The following is a 21,538-nucleotide window of genomic DNA, read 5'->3' as shown; positions in this document are numbered from 1 at the left end:
TAGCCGGGCGCATGCGACCCGGTGGAGGCAGCGCCCATTTCGGGGGCCGCCTCCGGGATCGGGACGGCGTGTCAGGCGCGCGGGGTGAGGACGAACAGCGGGATCTCGCGGTCCGTCTTCTTCTGATAGGCGTCGTAATCGGGCCAGACCTCGGCGGCCCGCTTCCACCACACCGCCTTCTCGTCGCCGGTGACCTCGCGCGCGTCGTAGTCCTTGACCACGTCGCGGTCGCGCAGTTCCACGTGCGGGTCGGCCTTGATGTTCCAGTACCAGACCGGATGCTTGGGCGCGCCGCCCAGCGAGGCGACCACCGCGTACTCGCCGTCGTGCTCGACGCGCATGAGCGGGGTCTTGCGCAGCTTGCCGGACTTGTTGCCGCGGGTGGTCAGCAGGATGACCGGCACACCCTGCAGGGTGGTGCCCGTGGCGCCTCCGGAGTTCTCGTACTTCTCGGCCTGCTCGCGTGCCCAATCGGACGTGCTGGGTTCGTACTCTCCGTGAAGTGGCATACGACCAGCAACGGCCCGGACTCGTGTGTTGTTCCCGACAGAAAGTTTCGGTTGCCCGAACTTTGGTTCGACGTCTACCCTGACCATATGGCAGTGGTTCACCCTACGGACACCGAACGCGCGGTCGCGCGCGTCGCCGCCGTGGACATCGCCGGGACGGCGTGGCCGGTCTACAAGCTCGAAGCCTTGTTCGCCGGCGTGGTGGTCGCCCTGGCCCTCGCCCTGATCACCGGGTCCGCACAGGCCGCGGTGCTCGGCGCGGCCGTGATCGCGGCCCTGCGCTGGATCGCCGGTTCCGTCCGCCGCTGACAATCTCGTGTGTCCCTCGCTGACGCGAGGGACACACAGGGCAACAAGGGGTGGGCAATCCCCGGCCCGTGGCCTGTCAGCTCGCGAGGCAACCCGGGCCCAGCAGGGCCTTGAGGTCTCCCATGAGCGCCGAGGACGGCGAGACGCGCAGGTTGTCGGCGACCTTCAGCTTGGTGGTGCGGTCGCGGGAGCCGACGTGCTTGATGTGCACGTCCGCGGTGCCTGGGTGGCGAGACAGGACGCGCTTGAGTTCGCCGATCTTGTCGGGGGTGCACAGGCGGGTCGGGATGACCACCTGCAGCGGCTTGTCGACGCCGATCGAGGAAAGGTCCGGCACCACAAGGTCGTTGGCGATCAGCGAGACCCGGTCGTCGCGGGCGTTGACGCGGGCCTTCACCAGCACGATGGCGTCCTCGGTGACGTCCATGCCGTACACCGAATAGGACTGCGGGAAGAACAGCACCTCGATGCCACCGGTCAGGTCCTCGAGCTGCGCCGAGGCCCAGGGCAGGCCGTTCTTGTTCACGCGGCGGGTGACATTGGCGAAGATGCCGCCGATGGTGACCTGCGAGCCGTCCTTGATGTCGCCTTCGAGGATGGCCGGGATATTGGTGTCCGACTGCGCGGTCAGCACGTGCTCGACGCCATTGAGCGGATGCCCGGACACGTAGAGGCCCAGCATCTCCCGCTCCAGGGCGAGCTTGTGCTTGGTCTCCCATTCGTCGTCGGGGACCTTCACATTGAAGACGCTCGCGATCGAGTCGTCGCCCTCGTCCAGGCCGCCGAAGAGGTCGAACTGGCCGATGGCCTCCGCCTTCTTGGTCGACATGCAGGCGTCGATGGCGTCGGAGTGCACCAGCAGCAGGCCCTTGCGCGGATGCCCGAGCGAGTCGAAAGCGCCTGCCTTGATGAGGGATTCGGTGACCTTCTTGGTGCAGGCGATGGCGTCGATCTTGTTCAGGTAGTCGGAGAAGTCGGTGAACTTCGACTTCTCCTTGCGCGCCGCGATGATCGAGGCCACCACGTTCGCGCCGACATTGCGGACCGCGCCCATGCCGAAGCGAATGTCATTGCCCACCGAGGCGAATTCGAGTTCGGACTCGTTGACGTCGGGCGGCAGCACCTGGATGCCCAGGCGGCGGCAGTCGGCCAGATAGACCGCGGCCTTGTCCTTGTCGTCACCGACGGAGGTGAGCAGACCGGCCATGTACTCGGCGGGATAGTTGGCCTTGAGGTAGGCGGTCCAGAACGACACCAGGCCGTAGCCGGCGGCGTGCGACTTGTTGAACGCGTACCCGGCGAACGGGAGGATGGTGTCCCACAACGCCTTCACCGCGGGCTTGGAGAAGCCGTTGGCCACCATGCCCTCCTCGAAGCCCTCGAACTCGGCTTCCAGGATCTCGGCCTTCTTCTTACCCATGGCGCGACGCAGAATGTCTGCTCGACCCAGCGAGTAGCCGGCGACCTTCTGCGCGATCTGCATGATCTGCTCCTGATACACGATCAGGCCGTAGGTATCACGCAGGATGTCCTTCAGCGGCTCTTCCAATTCGGGGTGAATCGGCTTGACCTCTTGCCGCCCGTTCTTGCGGTCGGCGTAGTCGTTGTGCGCGTTCATGCCCATGGGGCCGGGGCGATACAGCGCGAGCACGGCGACGATGTCCTCGAAGCCGGTGGGCTGCATACGGCGCAGCAGATCTCGCATGGCGCCACCATCGAGCTGGAACACGCCGAGAGTGTCACCGCGCGCGAGCAATTCGTAGGTGGCGGCGTCTTCCAGCGGCAGGGTGTCGAGGTCCAGGTCGATGCCGCGGTTGGCCTTCATGTTGACCAGGCAGTCACCGATGACCGTCAGGTTGCGCAGCCCCAGGAAGTCCATCTTCAGCAGGCCGATGGCCTCACACGACGGGTAGTCCCAGCCGGTGATGATCGCGCCGTCCTGGGCGCGCTTCCACACCGGGATCGCGTCCGTCAGCGGCTCGGACGACATGATCACGGCGCAGGCGTGCACACCGGCGTTGCGGATCAGACCTTCGAGACCGCGCGCGGTCTCGTAGATCTTGTTGACGTCCGGATTGGTGTTGATGAGCTCGCGGACCTCGGCGGCTTCCTTGTACCGCTCGTGCTCCGGGTCCATGATGCCCGAGAGCGGAATGTCCTTGGCCATGATCGGCGGCGGCAGCGCCTTGGAGATCTGGTCGGCGATCGCGAAGCCGGGCTGGCCGAACTGCACGCGGGCCGAGTCCTTCAGCGCCGCTTTGGTTTTAATCGTACCGAAGGTGATCACCTGGGCGACGCGGTCGCTGCCCCACTTGTCGGTGGCGTAGCGGACCATCTCACCGCGGCGGCGATCGTCGAAGTCGATATCGATATCGGGCATGGACACGCGCTCGGGGTTGAGGAAGCGCTCGAACAGCAGACCGTGCGGAATCGGGTCGATGTTCGTGATGCCCATGGCGTAGGCGACCAGCGAGCCGGCCGCCGAACCACGGCCCGGGCCGACATTGATGCCGACCGAGCGGGCGTAGGTGATGAGGTCGGCGACGATGAGGAAGTAGGCGGGGAAGCCCATTTCGTTGACGACGCCGATCTCGTAGTCGGCGCGCGTGATGTACTCCGGCGGAACGCCGTTCGGGAAGCGCCGGTCCAGGCCGCGCATGACTTCCTTGCGCAGCCAGCTGCCCTGGGTCTCACCCTCGGGCACCGGGAAGATCGGCATCCGGTCGCGGTGCGCCCAGACGTCGTCGTAGGACTGGACGCGCTCGCCGATGAGGACCGTGTTGTCGCACGCGCCGGGGACCTCCGCGTCCCAGATCGCCCGCATCTCCTCGGCGGACTTGAGGTAGTAGCCGGAGCCGTCGAACTTGAAGCGGGTCGGGTCCGAGAGCGTCTTGCCGGTCTGAATGCACAGCAGCGCTTCGTGATTGCCCGAGTCGTGCTCGTGCACGTAGTGGCAGTCGTTGGTGGCCAGCGGCGGGATGCCCAGCTGCTTGCCGACGTTCAGCAAGCCCTCGCGCACCCGGCGTTCGATGGACAGGCCGTGATCCATGATCTCGAGGAAGAAGTTCTCGGGGCCGAAGATCTCCTGCCACTTGGCGGCGGCCTCGAGGGCCTCGCGCTCGTGGCCCAGGCGCAGGCGGGTCTGCACCTCACCGGACGGGCAGCCGGTGGTGGCGATGATGCCCTCGGCGTGCTCGGCGATGATGTCGGCGTCCATCCGCGCCCACTTGCCCAGCTGGCCTTCGATGGAGGCGAGGCTGGACAGCTTGAACAGGTTGCGCAGACCGGTCGCGTTCTCCGCGACCATGGTCATGTGGGTGTAGGAACCCGAACCGGAGACGTCGTCGCCCTTCTGCGACGGGTCGCCCCACAGCACGCGCTTGGTGTTGAACCGGGACTCGGGCGCGATGTAGGCCTCGATGCCGATGATCGGCTTGATGCCCTGCTTCTTGGCGGAGTTGTAGAACTCCGAGGCGCCGTACATATTGCCGTGGTCGGACATGCCGACGGCGGTCATTCCCAGCCGGGTCGCCTCTTTGAACAGGGGCGTGATCTTCGCCGCGCCGTCGAGCATCGAGTACTCGGTGTGGTTGTGGAGATGGACGAATGATCCCGACGAGGCTGACACCCGGACATACTATGCGGCCCCACCGACGAGTTCCGCAGCCACGCGGGGGCGCCTCCGATGATCGGCGTGGCGGGCCCTGCGTGTCGTGGCAGAGGTCACCCGGAGCCGCTCGCTGGCATCGGGTTCAGGCGGCGGCGGGCCGGGCGAGGGTCGTGGTGCGGCGCGCCGCGTTGGCGCCCCGCACCGCCAGCGGCAGCACCCATGCCGACGCGATCTGGTCCAGGCTCATGGCCCCGATTCCGAGCCGATTGTGGACGAATCCGACCGACAGGCCCAGCCGGGGTTCCGCCCAGCCGAAGGACCCGCCCAATCCGATGTGCCCGAAGCCGGCGAGCGCCCCCGGCACCGGCAGCGAGTGATAGCCCATGTGCCACATCATCGGGATGTAGAACAGCGCGTGGTCGAGCCGATAGGTCTCCACCTGCCGCATGGCCGCGATGGTCTCCGGCGACAGGAACCGGCGGCCTTCGTGCATGCCCTCGTTGGCGAGCGCCCCGTACACGGTGGCCAGTCCGGTGGCGGTGCAGACGCCGTTGCCCGCGCCCAGTTCGGTGTGCAGGATCGGCGGGTCCTCGCCCTCGAGCAGTTGATCGAGGCCGGGCAGGAACAGCGCCCGCGCCGCCGCGCCGACCGCGCCGGGCAATGAGTACGCGCGGCCCAGCACCAGCGAGACGTAGTTGGCGCCGACGGCCGACAGCTTGTTGCCGCTCAGCACCGCGGCGCTGGTCGGCGATCCCGCCGGGGGCAGGCCCAGGTGGATGCCCTCCGCGCCCAGCGGTTCGGCGACCTCGGTGCGGATCAGTTCGGCCATGCCGCGCCCGGTGACCGCGCGGGCCAGCCCGGCGAGCAGCCAGCCGAAGGTGAGCGCGTGATAGGTCGGGACGCCCAGCAGGTGATCGGGTTTCGCGGCGGCCAGCTGGTCTTCCATCATGCGGTGGTCGAGCACGTCGTCGAGGCCGCGCGCGATCTCGGGCAGCCCGTAGAGTCCGGCGCGATGGGACAGCAACTGCCGCACCGTGATTCGCCCCTTGCCGTTGGCCGCGAATTCCGGCCAGTAGTGGGCGACGGGGGCGTCGTAGTCGAGGAGGCCGCGGTCGGCGAGCCGGTGGATGACGGTGGCCGCGATGCCCTTGGTGGCGGAGAAGACGATGGCCCCGGTATCGGCGTCCCAGGCCCGGCCCGGCGCGGCCTCCCCCGTCCAGATCCGCACCAGCGGCGCCCCGCGCAGGTGCACCGTGAGCGCGCCCCCGGCGCCCGGGTGACCGCCGACCATGCGGGCGAAAGTGCGAACCAGCGGGCCGAATTCGGCGGCCGCGTAACCACCCACCGTGGCGGGCAGGTCGACGAGCCCCGTAGCGTCATTGCTCACGGAATCCACGGTACGAGTGACCAGTCACCGAGGGCAATGACGACACCGCGAGAGTTACTGTCGTTGGCCCAGTGGTTATCCAGGATGGCCGGGTAGTGACCTCGGCGTTATCGACGCGAGGTTTACCGAGATCAGCGGGGTGACGGTGGGGTATCGGTAGGCTGAAGCGCATGCGGAAGCCGTGGTCGATGGTTGCGGCGGCGCTGGTCGTGATCGCCGCGCTGGTCGCCGGATGTTCGTCGTCGAAACAGGAGAGCGCCCCGCCGGTCCCGCTGACCGGGGACTGGCACGGCACGATCGAAGTGCCCGATCAGCCGCTGGCGGTGGGCGTCAGCTTCACCGCGGACGGCACGGCCACCATCGACATTCCGACGCAGGGCGTGGTGGACGGGCCGTTGAGCGACGTGCGGACCGGCGCGGACGCCGTGACCTGGACGATCACCAAGATTCCGGGCAAGCCGTCGTTCCAGGGCGTCTACGACAAGGGCGCCGACAGCATCAAGGGGCAGTTCACCCAGTCCGGGCAGTCGTTCCCGCTGACCCTGACCCACGGCAAGGTCGAGGGGCCGCCGCGACCGCAGGAACCGAAGCCCCCATTCCCGTACAAATCCGAGGATGTCAGCTATCGCAGCGGTGACATCACGATCGCGGGAACCCTGACCGAGCCGCAGTCGGGCGGGCCGTTCCCGGCGGTGCTGCTGATCAACGGCAGCGGAGCCAACGACCGCGATGAGGAACTGCTGGGCCACAAGCCGTTCCTGCTGCTCGCCGACACCCTCACCCGAGCGGGGTACGCGGTGTTGCGGACCGACAAGCGCGGTGTCGGCCAGACCGGTGGGCGGCTGAACAGCGCGACCTACAGCGATCTCACCGACGACATCGCCGCCGGAATGACCTTCCTGCGCGGCCGTTCCGATATCGACGCCCGGCGGATCGGGCTGCTCGGGCACAGCGAGGGCGGGTATCTCGCACCGCTGTACGCGCGGCGACCCGACAGCGGAGTCGCCTTCGTGATCATGATGGCGGGCCCGGCGGTGCCCGGTTCCGAGGTGCTGCTGGAACAGAATCGGCTGATCCTGACCGCGCAGGGAGCGACGCCGGAGCAGGTCGGCAAGCAGGTCGGATTCACCTCGACGCTGTCATCGGTGCTGTGCAAGGGCGATCTGGTGGCCGCCAAGGACTATGTGCGCCAGCACAATGACACCCTCCCCGCGGACGAACGGCTCTCCGAGGAGGCCATGGACGAGGTGGTGTCGCCGTACATGGCGGCCCTGGTCTGCTACGACCCGGCCCCGGCGCTGTCGGCGCTGCGGGTTCCGGTGCTGGCGTTCTACGGCAGCAAGGATCTCCAGGTGCCCGCGGCCCAGAACGAGGGCCCGGCGCGGACGCTGCTGGCCGCGGATCCGGACGCGACCGTGACCGTGTTCGACGGTCTCAATCACCTGATGCAGCCCGCCGACAAGGGCACGCCGGACGAGTACGCCCGGATCGAGACCACCATCGACCCGCAGGTGCTGACCACCGTGACCGGCTGGCTGACCCAGCGCTTCCCGCCCGGCCACTGAACCGACCGCCCGATTCGCCCGTATGAACCGAAAGAGTGGCGGACGAGCCAACCGATTGCGAGAGTGGTGTCGTGGGATTCTACGAGGATCGAGTCGTGCCCCGGCTGGTCGACCTGTGCTGCGGCGCGAAGAACATGAACGGCGAACGCCGGCGGGTCTGCGCCGGACTCCAGGGCCGGGTCGTCGAGATCGGCTTCGGATCCGGGCGCAATGTGCCGTTCTATCCGGAGACCGTGAAGTCGGTGAGCGCGGTCGAGCCCGCCGATCTCGGCTGGCGAATGGCCGCCGGACGAGTGGCCGCGTCGACGATTCCGGTGGAACGCGCCGGGCTGGACGGGCAGGCACTGCCGTTCGCCGACAACAGTTTCGATTCCGCGCTGTCGACGTGGACGCTGTGCACGATTCCCGATGTCGACGCCGCGCTCACCGAGGTGCGCCGAGTGCTGGTGTCCGGCGGCACTTTCCATTTCGTCGAGCACGGCCTGGCGCCGGATCCGGGTGTCCGGAAATGGCAGCACCGGCTGGACCCCCTCGAGCAGAAGATCGCCGGTGGCTGCCATCTCAACCGCGATATCCCCGGACTGATCGAAGCCGCGGGTTTCGAGATCCGCGATATCGACCGGTACTACCAGCAGGGCCCCAAGCCCTGGGTGGCGTTCTCCCTGGGCACCGCGGTCGCTCCGTAGCGGTTATTCCGCCTGCGGCCAGCCGCCGTAGGGGACGGTGATCAATTCCATGAAGTGGCCGACGGGATCGAGGAAATAGATCCCCCGGCCCCCGTCATTGTGGTTGATCTCGTTGACGCCCTGCTGCCGCGGATCGGCCCAGTACGTCATGCCGTACCGCTTGATCTTGGCGTACGCCGCGTCGAACTCGTCCTCGGAGACCAGGAACGCGTAATGCTGCGGCTGCGGTTGACCCTCGAAACCCGGTGGCAGATTGGCGAAGTCGAAGGTGACACCGTTCCCGACGGAAATCGGAATGAACGGCCCGTACGGCTTGCCCACCTCCATCCCGAGGATATCCGCCCAGAATTCGGCGGAAACCCGATTGTCCGTGCACGCGACAATGGTGTGATTGAACTGGATAGTGATAGGAATTCTCCTGTGTTCGTGGCGATCCCGACCCTGGACCGGTACAAGTCGGCCGACAGGAGCACCGCCACTGATTCGACGGTAACCAGGTGCCCGAGAATTCGCCAAGGGCGGTGTGGCGACCCTCACACGAGCATGCCGCGCCCGGACGGTCATGCGCGCCGGGGCGCGGAGTACTCCTGTTCCGGGCGGCCGGTACTGCCGTAGCGCAGCTGCATTCGCAGGTCACCGGCACCGACCAGGTTCGCCAGATAGCGTTGCGCGGTGGCGCGGGAGATGCCGATGGCGGCCGCCACCTGAGCCGCCGACATGGCGGCGTCGGCGTCGCGGACCGCTTGCAGCACCAGATCTTTCGTCGGCGAGGCGGCCGCCGACGCGGCCGACACGCCGGCCGGGGACGTCGCGGGGCGCAGGGCCGCCAGCGCGGCATCGACATCGGCGGCGGTCACCTCCGGGCCCGAGAGCAGTCGCCGATAGCGCGCGTAACCGGCCAGCCGGGTGGCGAGCGCCGCGTGATCGAACGGCTTCACCAGATAGCCGAGGGCGCCGGCCGACAGTGCGGCCCGCACCGTGGCCGATTCCGTTGCGGCGGTGAGCATCATGGCGTCGCAGGTGAGCTCGCGGACCAGGTCGACGCCGGAGCCGTCGGGCAGGTAGACGTCCACCAGCGCCAGCTCGAACGGGCCCTCGGCCAGTGCGGCGCGCGCGGCGGCGATCGAGTTCACGGTGGCTCCGACCGCGAATCCGGGGAGTGCGGAGACGATTCCGGCGTGCAGGTTCGCGACGCGGAAGTCGTCGTCGACCACCAGGACGGTCAGTTCTCCTCGGCCCACGCCGGCTCCTCCTCGGTCAGTACGCCCGGCATGCGGGCGATGAACTCCGCTCCCCGCAGCCGGGACTCCTCGTCCACTGGATCCTCGCCTGACCCACCGGGGTCTCCGAGCAGTACCTCGCCGCCGCGGGCGCGCGCCACCTGGCGCGCGAGTGCCAGGCCCAGGCCGCGCCCGCCGGGTCCGCCACCGGATTTGGTCGAGACCCCTTCGGCGAAAATCGAATCCGCGAGCTCGGACGGTACGCCTGCCCCGCTGTCGGCCACCGCGAGGTGCAAGGTGTCGCCGTCGCGCACCAGCTCGACCTCCACCACCGGTTCGCCGCCGGGGGCCGGGGCGCCGCCCGCCGCGTCGATGGCGTTGTCGACGAGATTGCCGAGCACCGTCGTGACGTCCACGGGGGCGGCGAGATTCGCGTCGACCCAGGTGTTGGGGCCGAGGCGGAGCTGGACGCCCTGTTCGCGGGCGTGGGCGGCCTTGGCGGCCAGGAAGGCTTGCAGGTAGGGGTCTCTGATGGTGTCGATGCCCGGCAACGTGGTGCCGAGCGGTCCCGATCCCAGCAACTCCTCGAGGTAGCGGGCGGCCTCGCCGGGGCGGCCGGTGTGGAGGAGGCCGTAGAGGAGGTGGAGGCGGTTAGCGAATTCGTGGCGCTGGGCGCGCAGGACGGTGCTCATGGTGGAGACGGCGTCGAGCTGGCGGGTGAGGGATTCGACGTCGGTGCGGTCGCGGACGGACAGGACCGCGCCGAGCGCGCGGGTGTCGCGAGTGACGGTGCGGGCGGTGACGACCACGATGCGGTCGCCGACGGCGGCCTGGACCGGGTTGCCGTCGGCGGCGCGGAAGGCTTGCAGGACACGGGGAGTCAGGCCGATGGAGTCGATTCCGCTGCCGGGCGCGGGATCGATGCCGAGCAGACGGCGGGCCTCGTCGTTGACGACGGTGATCCGGGATTTCGCGTCGGCGGCGACCACGCCCTCGCCGATGCCGTGCAGGACGGCGTCCTGCTCACGAACCAGGTCGGCCAGATCGGCGGGTTCGAGGCCGAGGGTCAGGCCGTGCCAGCGACGGGCCAGCAACACCGAGCCGGCGATACCCGCCAGCAGCGCGCCGCCGACCAGCAGACCGGCCCGGCGCAGATCCCGCAGCAGCTGATCGTGCACGGCCGCGGTCGAGATGCCGACACTCACCTCGCCCACGACGCGACCGGGACCCGACTGCGCGCCTGGCGGCGAGCCCTGCGGATCCGGTTGCAGGACCGGAACTTTCGCCCGGACCGATTCGCCGAGGGTGCCGTGTTCCTGGATCACGACCTCGCCGCCGCCCAGGGCGCGGGAGGGATCGGTGCTGACCATCTCGCCGAGGCGGGCGCGGTCGGGGTGGGCCAGGCGGATGCCCGCGTCGTCGGTGATCACGACGAACAACGCATCGGTGCGCAGCCGGGCGCTGTCGGCGATCCGCTCGAGTTCTCCGTCGGCGAGTTCCGCCCTCAGGCCCGGGCCGGTCGGAAGCGGGCTGTCCGCGTAGTGTGCGACGTCGGCGCGGACCTGCGGGTCGGAGGCGACGGTGCGGGCGATGGCCAAGGCGCGCTGCCCGTATTCGCCCGAGAGGCGGTCGCCGCTGACGTAGGCGAAGACGCCGAAGGCCAGGCCGACGGTCAGACCCACCACCGCGATCTGCAACAGCAGGATCTGCGTCCGGAGCCGGACGGAACGCGGGCCAGGCGATAACACGACGCCAGTGTAGACAACCCTCCGCAAACGCCTGAGCAGAATGCGCAAAACGGTCGAATCGCTGCTTGTGTGACTTGCGCGCACAACCGGGTGGAGTGTGACCCGGCACACGTAGCTTCGCTTCGACGCCGCAGCGGCGGCACTGGAACGGAGCGGTAATGAGCACAACGACCACGGAGCGCGGTGGCACGACGCCACCGATCGAGCCGGCACCCCTGATCGAATTGCGCGGCGCGACCAAGCGGTTCCCCGGCAACAACGGCGGCATCCACACCGCGGTGCGCGACCTGAACTTCACCGTCGCCGCGGGTGAGTTCGTCGCCGTCGTCGGCCCCACCGGCTGCGGCAAGTCGACCACGCTGTCGCTCGTGTCGGGCTTGGAGCCGGCCTCGGCCGGTCGAACCCTGGTGCGCGGCAAGGATGTCCGCGGCATCCCGGACGGCGTCGGCTACATGTTCCAGCAGGACGCGGTGCTGCCGTGGAAGTCGGTGCTCGAGAACGTGGCGCTGGGCCCGAAGTTCCGGGGCGTCGGCAAGTCCGAGGCGCGCGAGCGGGCGGCCCGCTGGGTGCGCACGGTCGGGCTCGGCGGGTTCGAGAACTACTACCCGCATCAGCTGTCCGGCGGTATGCGCAAGCGGGTGGCGCTGGCCCAGACCCTGGTCAACGACCCCGAGATCATCCTCATGGACGAGCCGTTCAGCGCCCTGGACGTGCAGACCCGCCAGCTCATGCAGGACGAACTGCTGCGCGTGTGGTCGGGCTCGGACGGCTCCGACGCCCGGAAGGACGCCGGGGGCCGGGAGAAGGGCCGGGCGGCGGTCATTTTCGTGACCCACGACCTGGAAGAGGCCATCGCCCTCGCCGATCGGGTCGTCGTCATGACCGCAAGTCCCGCGACGGTGTGCGGCGATTTCGAGGTCACGCTGGACCGGCCGCGCGATGTCGAGGAGGTGCGGCTCACCGAGGAGTTCCGCGACCTCTACAAGGAGATCTGGGAAACGCTGCGCGATCAGGTCGAGGCGGCTCGCACGAAGGGAGCGGCCCGTGTCGCTTGACGCATCGACGCTCGATGTCATGGACAAGACCGCCACCGCACCGGAATTCGAGGTGGAGACCGAGGAGCAGATCCTCGCGCGGGTCCGCTCGCAGGCCCGCCGGAACACGATCCGCACCTGGGGTCTGCGCGCCCTGATCGTGGCCGTGTGGCTGGGTTCCTGGCAGCTCACCGCCACCTACTGGATCGACCCGTTCTTCTACTCCAAGCCGTCGCTGATCTGGGACCGCCTGGTCGAATGGTTCACCGAGGGAACCCAGTTCGGTTCGATCTGGCTGCAGCTGTACACCACCGTGCAGGAGGCGGTGCTGGGCTTCGCCATCGGCACCATCGCGGGCATCGTGCTGGGCGTGCTGCTGGGCCGCTCCCGCTACTGGGCCGATGTGCTGGCCCCGTTCATCAAGGCGCTCAACGCGGTCCCGCGCATCGTGCTGGCCTCGCTGTTCATCATCTGGTTCGGGCTGGGATTGCAGTCCAAGGTGGCCACGGTGGTGGTGCTGGTGTTCTTCGCGGTGTTCTTCAACGCCTTCACCGGCGCGCGTGAGGTCGACGGCAATGTGATCGACAATGCCCGCATCCTGGGCGCGAGCCGCCGTCAGGTGCTGGGCTCGATCGTGCTGCCCAGCGCCACCACCTGGATCCTGTCGTCGCTGCACACGGCGTTCGGTTTCGCGCTGATCGGCGCGGTGGTCGGCGAGTACGCCGGCGCCAGCAAGGGTCTGGGCCTGCTGATCAGCAACGCCCAGGGCACGTTCGACGCGGCGGGCATCTACGCGGGCATGATCATCATCACCGTGGTGGCGCTGGTCGCCGAATGGCTGATCGGACTCGCGGAGAACCGGCTGCTGAAATGGCGTCCGTCGCAGGCCGGTTCGGGACACGGGATCTGAGCCATGAAGTACCGCAAGCATATCGCCGTGATCCTGCTCGCCGTCGGCTCGCTGCTGCTGGCGACCGGCTGCCGCGACTCCCGCACCATTCCGACCGCGAACGGGCGGCCGCAGATCACCATCATGGTGGGCGGCCTGGAGAAGGTCATCTACCTGCCCGCCATGCTGACCGAGCGGCTCGGCTTCTTCCGGGCCAACGACCTCGACGTGCAGCTGCTGGGTGAGCAGTCCGGCGCGAACGCCGAGACCGCGCTGCTCACCGGTGACGTGCAGGCCGTGGTCGGCTTCTACGACCACACCATCGACCTGCAGGCCAAGGACCAGTGCCTGAAGACGGTGGTGCAGTTCGCGGACGTGCCCGGCGAGGTGGAGCTGGTGTCCGAGGACGACGCCGCCGCGATCAAGTCGCCGGCGGACTTCAAGGGCCGGAATCTGGGTGTCACGTCGCTGGGGTCGTCCACCGACTTCCTCACCCAGGCGCTGGCCGGGCAGGCCGGGCTGGGGACCTCCGACTACACGCGGGTGAAAGTCGGTGCGGGACAGACCTTCATCGCGGGCATGAACCACGACGGCATCGACGCGGGCATGACCACCGATCCGACCGTCGCCAAGATGGTCTCCTCCGGGGACGCCCGGGTGCTGGTGGACATGCGCAACGAGCAGGGCACCCGGGCGGCGCTCGGCGGACTGTATCCGGCCGCGTCGCTGTACATGCGGTGCGAGACCGTGCAGGCGCATCCGGAGATCGTGCAGCAGCTCGCGAACGCGTTCGTGGAGACGCTGCGCTGGATCAAGACCCACTCCCCCGAGGAGATCGCCGCCGAGATGCCCGCCCAGTACGCGGGCGGCGATCCGAAGCTGTACGTCAAGTCCATCACCGACTCGATCAGCATGTTCAACGGTGACGGCCTGATGAAACGCGAAGGCGCGGAGAACGTCCTGCGCATCCTCGGCCAGTACTCCCGCAATGTGGCGCCCGTCAAGGACCGCATCGACCTGGACGCCACCTACACCAACGAGTTCGCCGGCAAGGCCCAGGGCGCCCGCCAACCCTGACCCGGCCGCCCGGAACCGCACACCGCATGAGGGGGTGTGCGGTTCCGGGCTAGGCGGAGGTCTTCGCGGCGCGGCGCGAGCGGCGCAGGGCGTCGGCGGTGAAGATGGCCAGCGCCAGCCAGATCAGCGCGAAGCCCGCCCAGCGGGAGGCGGGCATCGGTTCGTGGCCGACGGCCACACCCCAGGTCAGCTGGAGCGCTGGCGTCAGGTACTGCAGGATTCCCATGGTGGACAACGGGACTCGCGGCGCGGCCAGGGCGAACAGCACCAGCGGGACCAGGGTCACCGGACCGGTCAGCATGAGCAGCCCGGTGTGCCCGGCCGCGGAGCCGAAGGTCGCGTTGCCGGTGAGCGCGATGACGATGACGGCGATCAACGCGAACGGCGCGGCCGCCAGCCCCTCCGCCGCCAACCCGGGCAGCGCGTCCAGCCGGATCACCTTCTTGACCAGACCGTAGGTGGCGAACGAGCAGGCCAGGATCAAGGCGATCCACGGCGGCCGCCCGTAGTCGACGGTCAGCACGATCACCGCGGTCGCGCCCAGCCCGAGCGCCACCCACTGCGGGGCGCGCAGCTTCTCGCGGAAGATGAGGACGCCGAACGCCACCGTCACCAGCGGGTTGATGAAATAGCCGAGCGCGCACTCCACCACGTGATGCGAGATGACCCCGTACACATAGGTGCCCCAGTTCAGTGAGATGGCGGCCGAGGCCACCGCCGCCAGCCGCCAGGTCCGCGCGTCGATCCGCCGCAGTTCCCCGAGCCGCCCGGCGACCAGCAGCGCCAGCAGCGCGACGACCAGGGTCCACAGGATCCGCTCGGCCAGCACCTCCCCCGCGCTCGCGAAGGACAGCAAACCGAAGAACGCGGGAAACAGACCCCACAGGAAGTACGCGCCGATCCCGAACGCGATCCCGGCGTCCCGCTCGCCGCCGTGGCGCGCGAATCGGCCACGCCACCCGCGCTCGGCCGTCACCGTCGCGGCACCCGCGGCCGGGTGCGGGGCGGGGGACTTCGGATGCTGATGTCCTTCGGCCACTCGATTACGTTAGCGTGCGCAACAAGTCCTTTTCCCGATGTCCGATTTGTCGGATTTGCCCGTGACCTGGCACAGCGCACATTCTCGACACCGCTGAATTCAGCTACACCTGGGTTAACGGCGCGGAAGGGCTAGCCTGGTCGGCATGTCGATCACCGCGCAGGCAGCGAGTCCGCCGAGCCCACCCGCGCTGGGGCTCACCTCCGCCGAGGTGGAGCAGCGGCGGCGGGACGGGCTGACCAATGACGTGCCGGAACGGGCCAGCCGGTCGGTCAAGGACATCGTCAGGGCGAACGTCTTCACCCGGATCAACGCCATCCTCGGCGTGCTGTTCATCCTGGTGCTGGCCACCGGATCGATCATCGACGGCATGTTCGGCCTGCTGATCATCGCCAACAGCGCGGTGGGCATCATCCAGGAGATCCGGGCCAAGAACACCCTCGACAAGCTGGCCATCGTCGGACAGGCCAAACCGATGGTGCGGCGCGACGGGCAGGCCACCGCGGTCACGCCGCAGGAGGTCGTGCTCGACGACATCATCGAACTCGGCCCCGGCGACCAGATCGTCGTCGACGGCGAGGTGATCGAGACCGAACTCCTCGAGGTCGACGAGTCGCTGCTCACCGGTGAGGCCGACCCGATCGACAAAACCCGTGGCGCGCAGATCATGTCGGGCAGCTTCGTGGTGTCCGGCAGCGGCGCGTACCGGGCCACCAAGGTCGGCAAGGACGCCTACGCCGCCAAACTCGCCGACGAGGCCAGCAAGTTCACCCTGGTCAAGTCCGAGCTGCGCAGCGGTATCGACACCATCCTGAAAGTCATTACCTACCTGCTGATCCCGGCGGGTCTGCTGTCCATCTACAACCAGCTGTTCTCCTCCAAGGAATCCTGGCGGCCCGCGGTCAACGGCATGGTCGCCGCCCTGGTGCCGATGGTGCCCGAGGGCCTGGTGCTGATGACCTCCATCGCCTTCGCCGTCGGCGTGGTCCGGCTCGGCGCGCGCAAGTGCCTGGTGCAGGAGCTGCCCGCCATCGAGGGCCTGGCCCGGGTGGACGTGGTGTGCGCCGACAAGACCGGCACGCTCACCGAGAACGGCATGCGGCTGGCCGAGATCCGGCCGGTCGACGACGCCGGACAGGCGGTGGACCCGGCGAACGACGGCCAGGCCCCCGAGGAGTTGCGCCGCGTGCTGGCCGCCCTCGCCGCCGACGACCCGCGCCCCAACGCGTCCGTCCTCGCCATCAAGGAAGCCCTGCCGGACGCCCCCGGCTGGCAGTCCACCGGTCTCGCGCCGTTCTCCTCCGCCAAGAAGTGGAGCGGCATGTCCTACGGCGAGCACGGCAACTGGCTGATGGGCGCGCCCGACGTGCTGCTGGACCCGGACACCGAGATCGCCGCCACCGCACAGGAGATCGGGGCCAAGGGCCTGCGCGTGCTGCTGCTGGCCCGCAGCGACCGCCCGGTCGACGCGCCCGACGCGCCCGGCCAGGTCACTCCGGCGGCGCTGGTGGTGCTGGAGCAGAAGGTGCGCCCCGACGCCAAGGGCACCCTCGAATACTTCGCCTCCCAGCATGTTTCGACCAAGGTCATCTCCGGCGACAACGCGGTGTCGGTGGGCGCGGTCGCGTCCTCGCTCGGGCTGAGCGGCGGCGACGATCCGGTCGACGCGCGCACGCTGCCGACCGACCAGAACGAACTCGCGGACGTGCTCGACGAGAAGACCGTCTTCGGCCGGGTCCGCCCGGACCAGAAGCGCGCCATGGTCGGAGCGCTGCAGTCGCGCGGGCACACCGTCGCCATGACCGGCGACGGCGTCAACGACGTGCTCGCCCTCAAGGACGCCGACATCGGCGTAGCCATGGGCTCGGGCAGCCCCGCCACCCGCTCGGTGGCGCAGATCGTGCTGCTGGACAACAAGTTCGCGACCCTGCCGTACGTGGTGGCCGAGGGCCGCCGGGTGATCGGCAATATCGAGCGGGTCTCCAACCTGTTCCTCACCAAGACCGTCTACTCGGTGGTGCTGGCGTTCCTGGTCGGCATCGCGGGCATCGGGTCGCAGATCTTCCACTACAAGGCGATCGGCTACCCGTTCCTGCCGCGCCACGTGACGATCGCCGCCTGGTTCACCATCGGCATCCCGGCCTTCATCCTGTCGCTCGCGCCCAACAACGAACGCGCCCGTACCGGATTCGTCGGCCGCGTCATGCGTTTGGCGATCCCGTCCGGCGTGGTGATCGGCGTGATGACCTTCATCTCCTACCTGATCGCCTACCGGGGACCCGACGCCGGGGACACCGCGAAGGTGCAGGCGGGCACGACGGCGCTGATCACGCTGCTGATCATCGCGGTGTGGGTGCTGGCCATCGTGGCCCGGCCGTGGAACTGGTGGAAGATCCTGCTGGTCGCGGGTTCCGTTGCGGGATACCTGATCCTGTTCGCGGTGCCGTTCACCCGGCACTTCTTCAAGCTGGATCCGTCCAATGTCGCGCTGACCACCTCGGCGGTGGTGTGCGGCGCGATCGGTGTGGTGCTGGTCGAGGTGGCGTGGTGGCTCAGCGCCAGGTATCTCGGCGACACCCCGCACAACGCACCGGCGGTCGTGGACGAAAACGACTGAATCGCACGATGTTCCGGAGCGGCGGCGCACCCCACGGTGCGCCGCCGCTCCGACGTTTCCAAACTGGTCGCATGGTTTGGCTCGCCGGGTGGTCGGCCGTCCTGGGCAGCGATCGAAATCGCAGGTACCTTGTGCCACATGGAGGTCTTGCTGCATCAGCTCGACGCATTCGCCGACGCGCCGTTCTCCGGCAACCCCGCGGCGGTCATGCCGCTGCTGTCGTGGCTGCCCGACGAGCTGCTGCAGCGGCTGGCCGAGGAGAACAACCTCGCCGAGACCGCCTTCTACACCTCCGCGCTACCCGTGGAAGCGGGTGTGCCGCCGGACAACTCGCCCGCCTTCCACCTGCGCTGGTTCACCCCCACCGTGGAGGTCGACCTGTGCGGGCACGCCACCATGGCCACCGCCGCCCAGATCCTCGACGACATGCACCCCGGCGCGGACCGGGTGCACTTCTACACCCGCAGCGGCTGGTTGCGCGTCGACCGCGACCGCGACGACCTGGTGCTGGACCTGCCGTCGGTGGCGTCGGTGGAAATCGATGCGCAGGAGGAACTTCCGCACCGGCTCGCCGAGGCGCTGGGCGTGCGGCCGCTGCGCGCCTTCGAGGGCACCGACGTGGTGCTGGTCGTCACCGCCGAACACGAAGTGCGCGAATCCCGCCCGAACTTCGCCGCCTTCCCCGACCTGAAACGCGCCGCCATCCTCACCGCCGAAGGCACCGAGGTGGATTTCGTCTCCCGCGTCTTCGCCCCCGGCCAGGGCATTCCCGAAGACCCGGTCACCGGCTCCGCGCACGCCCAGCTCACCCCGCTGTGGAGCCGCGAACTGGGCCGCACCAGCCTCACCGCCCGCCAGCTCTCCCGCCGCGGCGGCTCCCTGCGCTGCACGCTGACCGGCGACCGCGTCCGCCTGACCGGCCGCTGCCGCCGCTACCTCGACGGCGTCGTCCGCATCCCGGACTGAGACCCGCGTCAGCGCGCGACGATCCGCCGGGTGAGCGTGTCCAGATCGTCGGCCCGGTAGCCGGGGTAGCCGTGGATGATCTCCCGCCACTCCGCGGGCACGGCCGACGCGCCCCAGCGGGCCCCGAGCAGGCCGCCCGCGATGGCCGCGGTGGTGTCGGTGTCGCCGCCCGCGCGGACCGCCAGTTCCAGTGCGGCCGGCAGGGTTTCGGCGTGGGTGATCGCCCACCACGCGGTCTGCAGGGCGTGCACCACCCAGCCGTTCTTGGCGAAGTCGGCCGGGACTCCAGTTTCGGCCTTGTCCAGCAACGGTTCCCAGAAGCCGGTGTCCACCTGCGACAGCGCCTCCCGCAGGCCGTCGTAGGTGCCGAACAGCACGGCATGGCGAATGGCGAGGGTCCAGAGTTTGCACGCCTGCATGGCCTGCATGTCGTAGTGGGTCAGGGAGCTCACCAGTTTGGCTGCCTTGCCGCACTTCTCGGCATCGTCGAGATAGGCGAGGGCGACCGGGGCGGTGCGCATGAGCGACCCGTTGCCCGCCGTGAGCCCCGGCAGATCGTGCGCGCGCAACTGCATGGCCCGGCCGGTCCGATCGCGGTGCTCGAGCACCTGCCGGGTCTGGTTCCCGATATCGACGGGCTTGGAGTCCCACCACGCCACGAATTCGGCGGCCACCGCGTCCAGCCCTTCCGGACCGGACAGGTCGCCCGCCACCGCCGCCGCGCGGGCCACCGCGATCGCCATGGCGGTGTCGTCGGTCCACTCCCCCGGCGCCCAACGGAACGCCCCGCCGCCCTTCATCCGGATCTCCACGTCGGGACCGGGATGGGTGAACTCGTACCCGGCACCCAGCGCATCCCCCGCCGCGGTCCCCACCAGCACGCCCAGCGCCCGATCAGCCTGCTCCGGCGTCAATTCCATCCGCATTCGCCTCTTCCGCCTCCGATGCCGTCGGCATCGATCCGCCACGCGTATCCGATCCACCACGACGTTACCCACCCCGGGGCCACGCCGACCCGGGCATCCGCGGTCTTCCCGGGTTCTGGACTACCCTCGGAATCACTCCGGTGCAGTGTCGCCGCCGCTGTCGTTCCGTGCACTCCCTCCCGCCACTCGGATGCCAGATCCGGAGGTTCTGCCGATGAAGAACCAGCTCGCCGGCCATTCCGACCGGGCCGCCCCACTGACCACGCCCCTGGCCCCCGTACCCGGGTCCGGCCACATCTTCGACGTCAACCGCCGCCTGAGCACCGTCGACATGGACGAGAACCAGCACCTGCGCATCGACGGCGTCGCCCGCCACCTGCAGGACGCCGGAGTCGACCACCTCGCGCATATCGGCGCGCTCGAATCCCACCCGCACTGGATCGTGCGGCGCACCGTCATCGACGTGCTGCGACCGATCACCTGGCCCACCCGGCTACGCGTGCGCCGCTGGTGCTCCGGCGTCTCCCCGCGCTGGTGCGCCATGCGCGTGCGTATCGACTCCGACACCGGCGGCCTGGTCGACACCGAGGGCTTCTGGATTCACATGAACAAGGCGACGATGAGCCCTTCCCGTCTCACCGATGACTTCTTCGACCTCATGGCCTCCACCACCGACGACCGTCGCCTGCGCTGGCGTCAATGGCTCGATGCCCCCGCGCCCGGGGCCGACGGCACCCGATACTCCCTGCGGCGCACCGACACCGACCACTTCCGGCACATCACCAACACCGCGTACTGGCATGTCGTCCACGAATTCGCGTCCGGCACACCCGAACTCACCCGCGGCCCGCACCGCTACATCCTCGAATACAACAAGCCGATCCGCTTCGGCGAACCCCTCGACATCCACGCCGTACCCGCCCCCGACGCGCTCACCCTCTGGTTCACCGTCGGCCAGGACACGCGCGCCATCGCCCAACTCCGCCCCCTGGAGGACGCCTGATGCTGCCCGCCCCCGTCTCCGCCGAGGATCTCAATATCTACGGCCAGGCCGACCTGCCCTGGGACCGTGTCCGCAAAGCCCTCGACATGGCGATCGGCCTCCCCGAGACGGCCGAATTCCTCGGCACGGTAAGCGCTTCCGGCAAGCCCAGCTCCGCCGGAATCGGCTGCGTGGAATCCGACGGCCATCTCTACTTCACCAGTGGCGCCGCCACCAGGAAGTCCCGGAACCTGGCCTCGAACCCGAACTGCACGCTCTCACTCCGCCTCCCCGGAGTGGACCTGGTCCTCTCCGGGGAGGCACACCGAGTCACGGACGCGGCCGAACTCGATCGCGTCACGGCTGTCTACCGCGCGGGCGGATGGCCCGCGGAACGATCGGGAGACGAGGTCACCGCCCCCTACAGCGCCCAGAGTGCGGGTCCCGCACCATGGCACCTGTACCGCTTCACCATCCACTCGGCCGTCGGGGTGGCGCTGACCGATCCACACGGGGCAACCCGCTGGCAGTTCGCGCACCGAGGGATGGCGCTGTCACAGGAGCACTCAGATGCACCAGATGACGCTACCGAGGTTGAAACACCACGCAGCTGATCCGAACGATCCGTCGATCGGCGTGGCGGAGGTCGCCGGAGGCGCCGGAGCGGTGGCGTCGGCGCTGGCCGCGGGTGCGGCCAAGACCAGCAAGGGCGCCGCAAATACTGTCGCCGCTACGGTTTTCATGATCTTTCTGGACATTTTGCTTCCTTACCACGAGCTTGTGTGATGTCCGCGTCTACCAGGCTGCGTTGCCGAGCTACCGGACCTGACCGCGATCGCGTCGCACGCCGAATCGGCTCTGCGACACCCGATTGGCTCTTTGGTGAAGTAGTAAACCTTGTGAAGCACATGCGACATCCCGATCGGAACGCGCATTGTGGCCGGCCGAGAGCTACCGCATCGACCTGACCGGAC

The 21,538-nt window shown here is 68.8% G+C and carries 19 protein-coding genes; 11 read left to right on the top strand and 8 right to left on the bottom strand.

Translation table 11 applies throughout. The annotated features are described in order from the left end of the window. Window positions 1-71: 71 nt before the first annotated feature. Window positions 72-509, bottom strand: a complete 438-nt coding sequence (locus ABZ382_RS28765) for a nitroreductase family deazaflavin-dependent oxidoreductase (protein ID WP_357095143.1) — start codon at window positions 507-509, stop codon at window positions 72-74. Window positions 510-596: 87 nt separating this feature from the next. On the opposite strand from ABZ382_RS28765, the gene ABZ382_RS28760 reads away from it, so the two are divergent. Further along, entirely contained in the window at window positions 597-818 is a 222-nt protein-coding gene (locus ABZ382_RS28760) for a hypothetical protein (protein ID WP_357095140.1), read from the top strand. Window positions 819-894: 76 nt separating this feature from the next. On the opposite strand, the gene dnaE is transcribed toward ABZ382_RS28760, so the two are convergent. Next, window positions 895-4,446, bottom strand: coding sequence for a DNA polymerase III subunit alpha (dnaE, locus tag ABZ382_RS28755; protein WP_357095137.1), 3,552 nt, complete (start codon window positions 4,444-4,446; stop codon window positions 895-897). A 124-nt stretch (window positions 4,447-4,570) separates the two neighbouring features. Continuing rightward, window positions 4,571-5,815, bottom strand: a complete 1,245-nt coding sequence (locus ABZ382_RS28750; protein WP_357095135.1) for a serine hydrolase domain-containing protein — start codon at window positions 5,813-5,815, stop codon at window positions 4,571-4,573. A 170-nt stretch (window positions 5,816-5,985) separates the two neighbouring features. On the opposite strand from ABZ382_RS28750, the gene ABZ382_RS28745 reads away from it, so the two are divergent. Both ABZ382_RS28745 and ABZ382_RS28740 read left to right on the top strand, forming a co-directional pair. After that, window positions 5,986-7,380: an alpha/beta fold hydrolase gene (locus ABZ382_RS28745; RefSeq protein ID WP_357095132.1), complete on the top strand. Its 1,395-nt coding sequence runs from the start codon at window positions 5,986-5,988 to the stop codon at window positions 7,378-7,380. Between the two features lie 71 nt (window positions 7,381-7,451). Beyond that, window positions 7,452-8,066, top strand: a complete 615-nt coding sequence (locus ABZ382_RS28740; protein ID WP_357095129.1) for a class I SAM-dependent methyltransferase — start codon at window positions 7,452-7,454, stop codon at window positions 8,064-8,066. A 3-nt stretch (window positions 8,067-8,069) separates the two neighbouring features. Here ABZ382_RS28740 and ABZ382_RS28735 read toward each other — a convergent pair whose 3' ends face one another. From ABZ382_RS28735 to ABZ382_RS28725, 3 genes are all read right to left on the bottom strand, one after another. After that, window positions 8,070-8,474: a VOC family protein gene (locus ABZ382_RS28735; protein ID WP_357095275.1), complete on the bottom strand. Its 405-nt coding sequence runs from the start codon at window positions 8,472-8,474 to the stop codon at window positions 8,070-8,072. A gap of 152 nt (window positions 8,475-8,626) precedes the next feature. Then, window positions 8,627-9,307, bottom strand: a complete 681-nt coding sequence (locus ABZ382_RS28730) for a response regulator (RefSeq protein WP_357095127.1) — start codon at window positions 9,305-9,307, stop codon at window positions 8,627-8,629. Next, window positions 9,289-11,034, bottom strand: a complete 1,746-nt coding sequence (locus ABZ382_RS28725) for a sensor histidine kinase (protein WP_357095124.1) — start codon at window positions 11,032-11,034, stop codon at window positions 9,289-9,291. Before ABZ382_RS28725 ends, ABZ382_RS28730 begins: the two co-directional genes overlap by 19 nt. 158 nt (window positions 11,035-11,192) lie before the next feature. On the opposite strand from ABZ382_RS28725, the gene ABZ382_RS28720 reads away from it, so the two are divergent. From ABZ382_RS28720 to ABZ382_RS28710, 3 genes are read left to right on the top strand one after another with little or no spacing between them, the layout of a single operon-like run. Further along, window positions 11,193-12,089, top strand: a complete 897-nt coding sequence (locus ABZ382_RS28720; protein WP_357095121.1) for an ABC transporter ATP-binding protein — start codon at window positions 11,193-11,195, stop codon at window positions 12,087-12,089. Then, window positions 12,079-12,978, top strand: coding sequence for an ABC transporter permease (locus tag ABZ382_RS28715; protein ID WP_357095119.1), 900 nt, complete (start codon window positions 12,079-12,081; stop codon window positions 12,976-12,978). Before ABZ382_RS28720 ends, ABZ382_RS28715 begins: the two co-directional genes overlap by 11 nt. Window positions 12,979-12,981: 3 nt before the next feature. Then, window positions 12,982-14,034 carry an ABC transporter substrate-binding protein gene (locus ABZ382_RS28710; RefSeq protein WP_357095116.1) on the top strand — a complete coding sequence of 351 codons (1,053 nt, stop codon included), beginning with the start codon at window positions 12,982-12,984 and terminating at the stop codon, window positions 14,032-14,034. Window positions 14,035-14,083: 49 nt separating this feature from the next. On the opposite strand, the gene rarD is transcribed toward ABZ382_RS28710, so the two are convergent. After that, window positions 14,084-15,010, bottom strand: a complete 927-nt coding sequence (gene rarD / locus ABZ382_RS28705) for an EamA family transporter RarD (protein ID WP_357095272.1) — start codon at window positions 15,008-15,010, stop codon at window positions 14,084-14,086. 208 nt (window positions 15,011-15,218) lie between these two features. On the opposite strand from rarD, the gene ABZ382_RS28700 reads away from it, so the two are divergent. Both ABZ382_RS28700 and ABZ382_RS28695 read left to right on the top strand, forming a co-directional pair. After that, complete coding sequence (locus tag ABZ382_RS28700; RefSeq protein ID WP_357095113.1) at window positions 15,219-17,690, top strand: cation-translocating P-type ATPase; 2,472 nt, start codon at window positions 15,219-15,221, stop codon at window positions 17,688-17,690. A gap of 138 nt (window positions 17,691-17,828) precedes the next feature. After that, window positions 17,829-18,656 (top strand): PhzF family phenazine biosynthesis protein, encoded by an 828-nt coding sequence (locus tag ABZ382_RS28695; protein WP_357095111.1) that lies wholly within the window; start codon window positions 17,829-17,831, stop codon window positions 18,654-18,656. A gap of 8 nt (window positions 18,657-18,664) precedes the next feature. Here the strand turns inward: ABZ382_RS28695 and ABZ382_RS28690 are convergent, their stop codons facing one another. Then, window positions 18,665-19,576, bottom strand: a complete 912-nt coding sequence (locus tag ABZ382_RS28690; RefSeq protein ID WP_357095270.1) for an ADP-ribosylglycohydrolase family protein — start codon at window positions 19,574-19,576, stop codon at window positions 18,665-18,667. Between the two features lie 220 nt (window positions 19,577-19,796). Between ABZ382_RS28690 and ABZ382_RS28685 the strand changes: the two genes are divergently transcribed. The 3 genes from ABZ382_RS28685 to ABZ382_RS28675 are packed head-to-tail and all read left to right on the top strand — an operon-like array spanning window position 19,797 to window position 21,350. Continuing rightward, complete coding sequence (locus tag ABZ382_RS28685; protein ID WP_357095108.1) at window positions 19,797-20,585, top strand: acyl-ACP thioesterase domain-containing protein; 789 nt, start codon at window positions 19,797-19,799, stop codon at window positions 20,583-20,585. Beyond that, a complete protein-coding gene (locus ABZ382_RS28680) occupies window positions 20,585-21,178 on the top strand; it encodes a pyridoxamine 5'-phosphate oxidase family protein (protein ID WP_357095106.1) in 594 nt (197 codons plus the stop codon). The genes ABZ382_RS28685 and ABZ382_RS28680 overlap by 1 nt, the downstream gene beginning before the upstream one ends. Then, complete coding sequence (locus ABZ382_RS28675; protein ID WP_357095103.1) at window positions 21,159-21,350, top strand: hypothetical protein; 192 nt, start codon at window positions 21,159-21,161, stop codon at window positions 21,348-21,350. Before ABZ382_RS28680 ends, ABZ382_RS28675 begins: the two co-directional genes overlap by 20 nt. Window positions 21,351-21,538 lie beyond the last annotated feature (188 nt).

The sequence above is a fragment of the Nocardia sp. NPDC005825 genome (assembly GCF_040630175.1).
In the GTDB taxonomy this organism is placed as follows: domain Bacteria; phylum Actinomycetota; class Actinomycetes; order Mycobacteriales; family Mycobacteriaceae; genus Nocardia.
The sequence above is the reverse complement of the archived record's forward strand: the minus strand, read 5'-3'. Positions and strand labels throughout refer to the sequence as shown.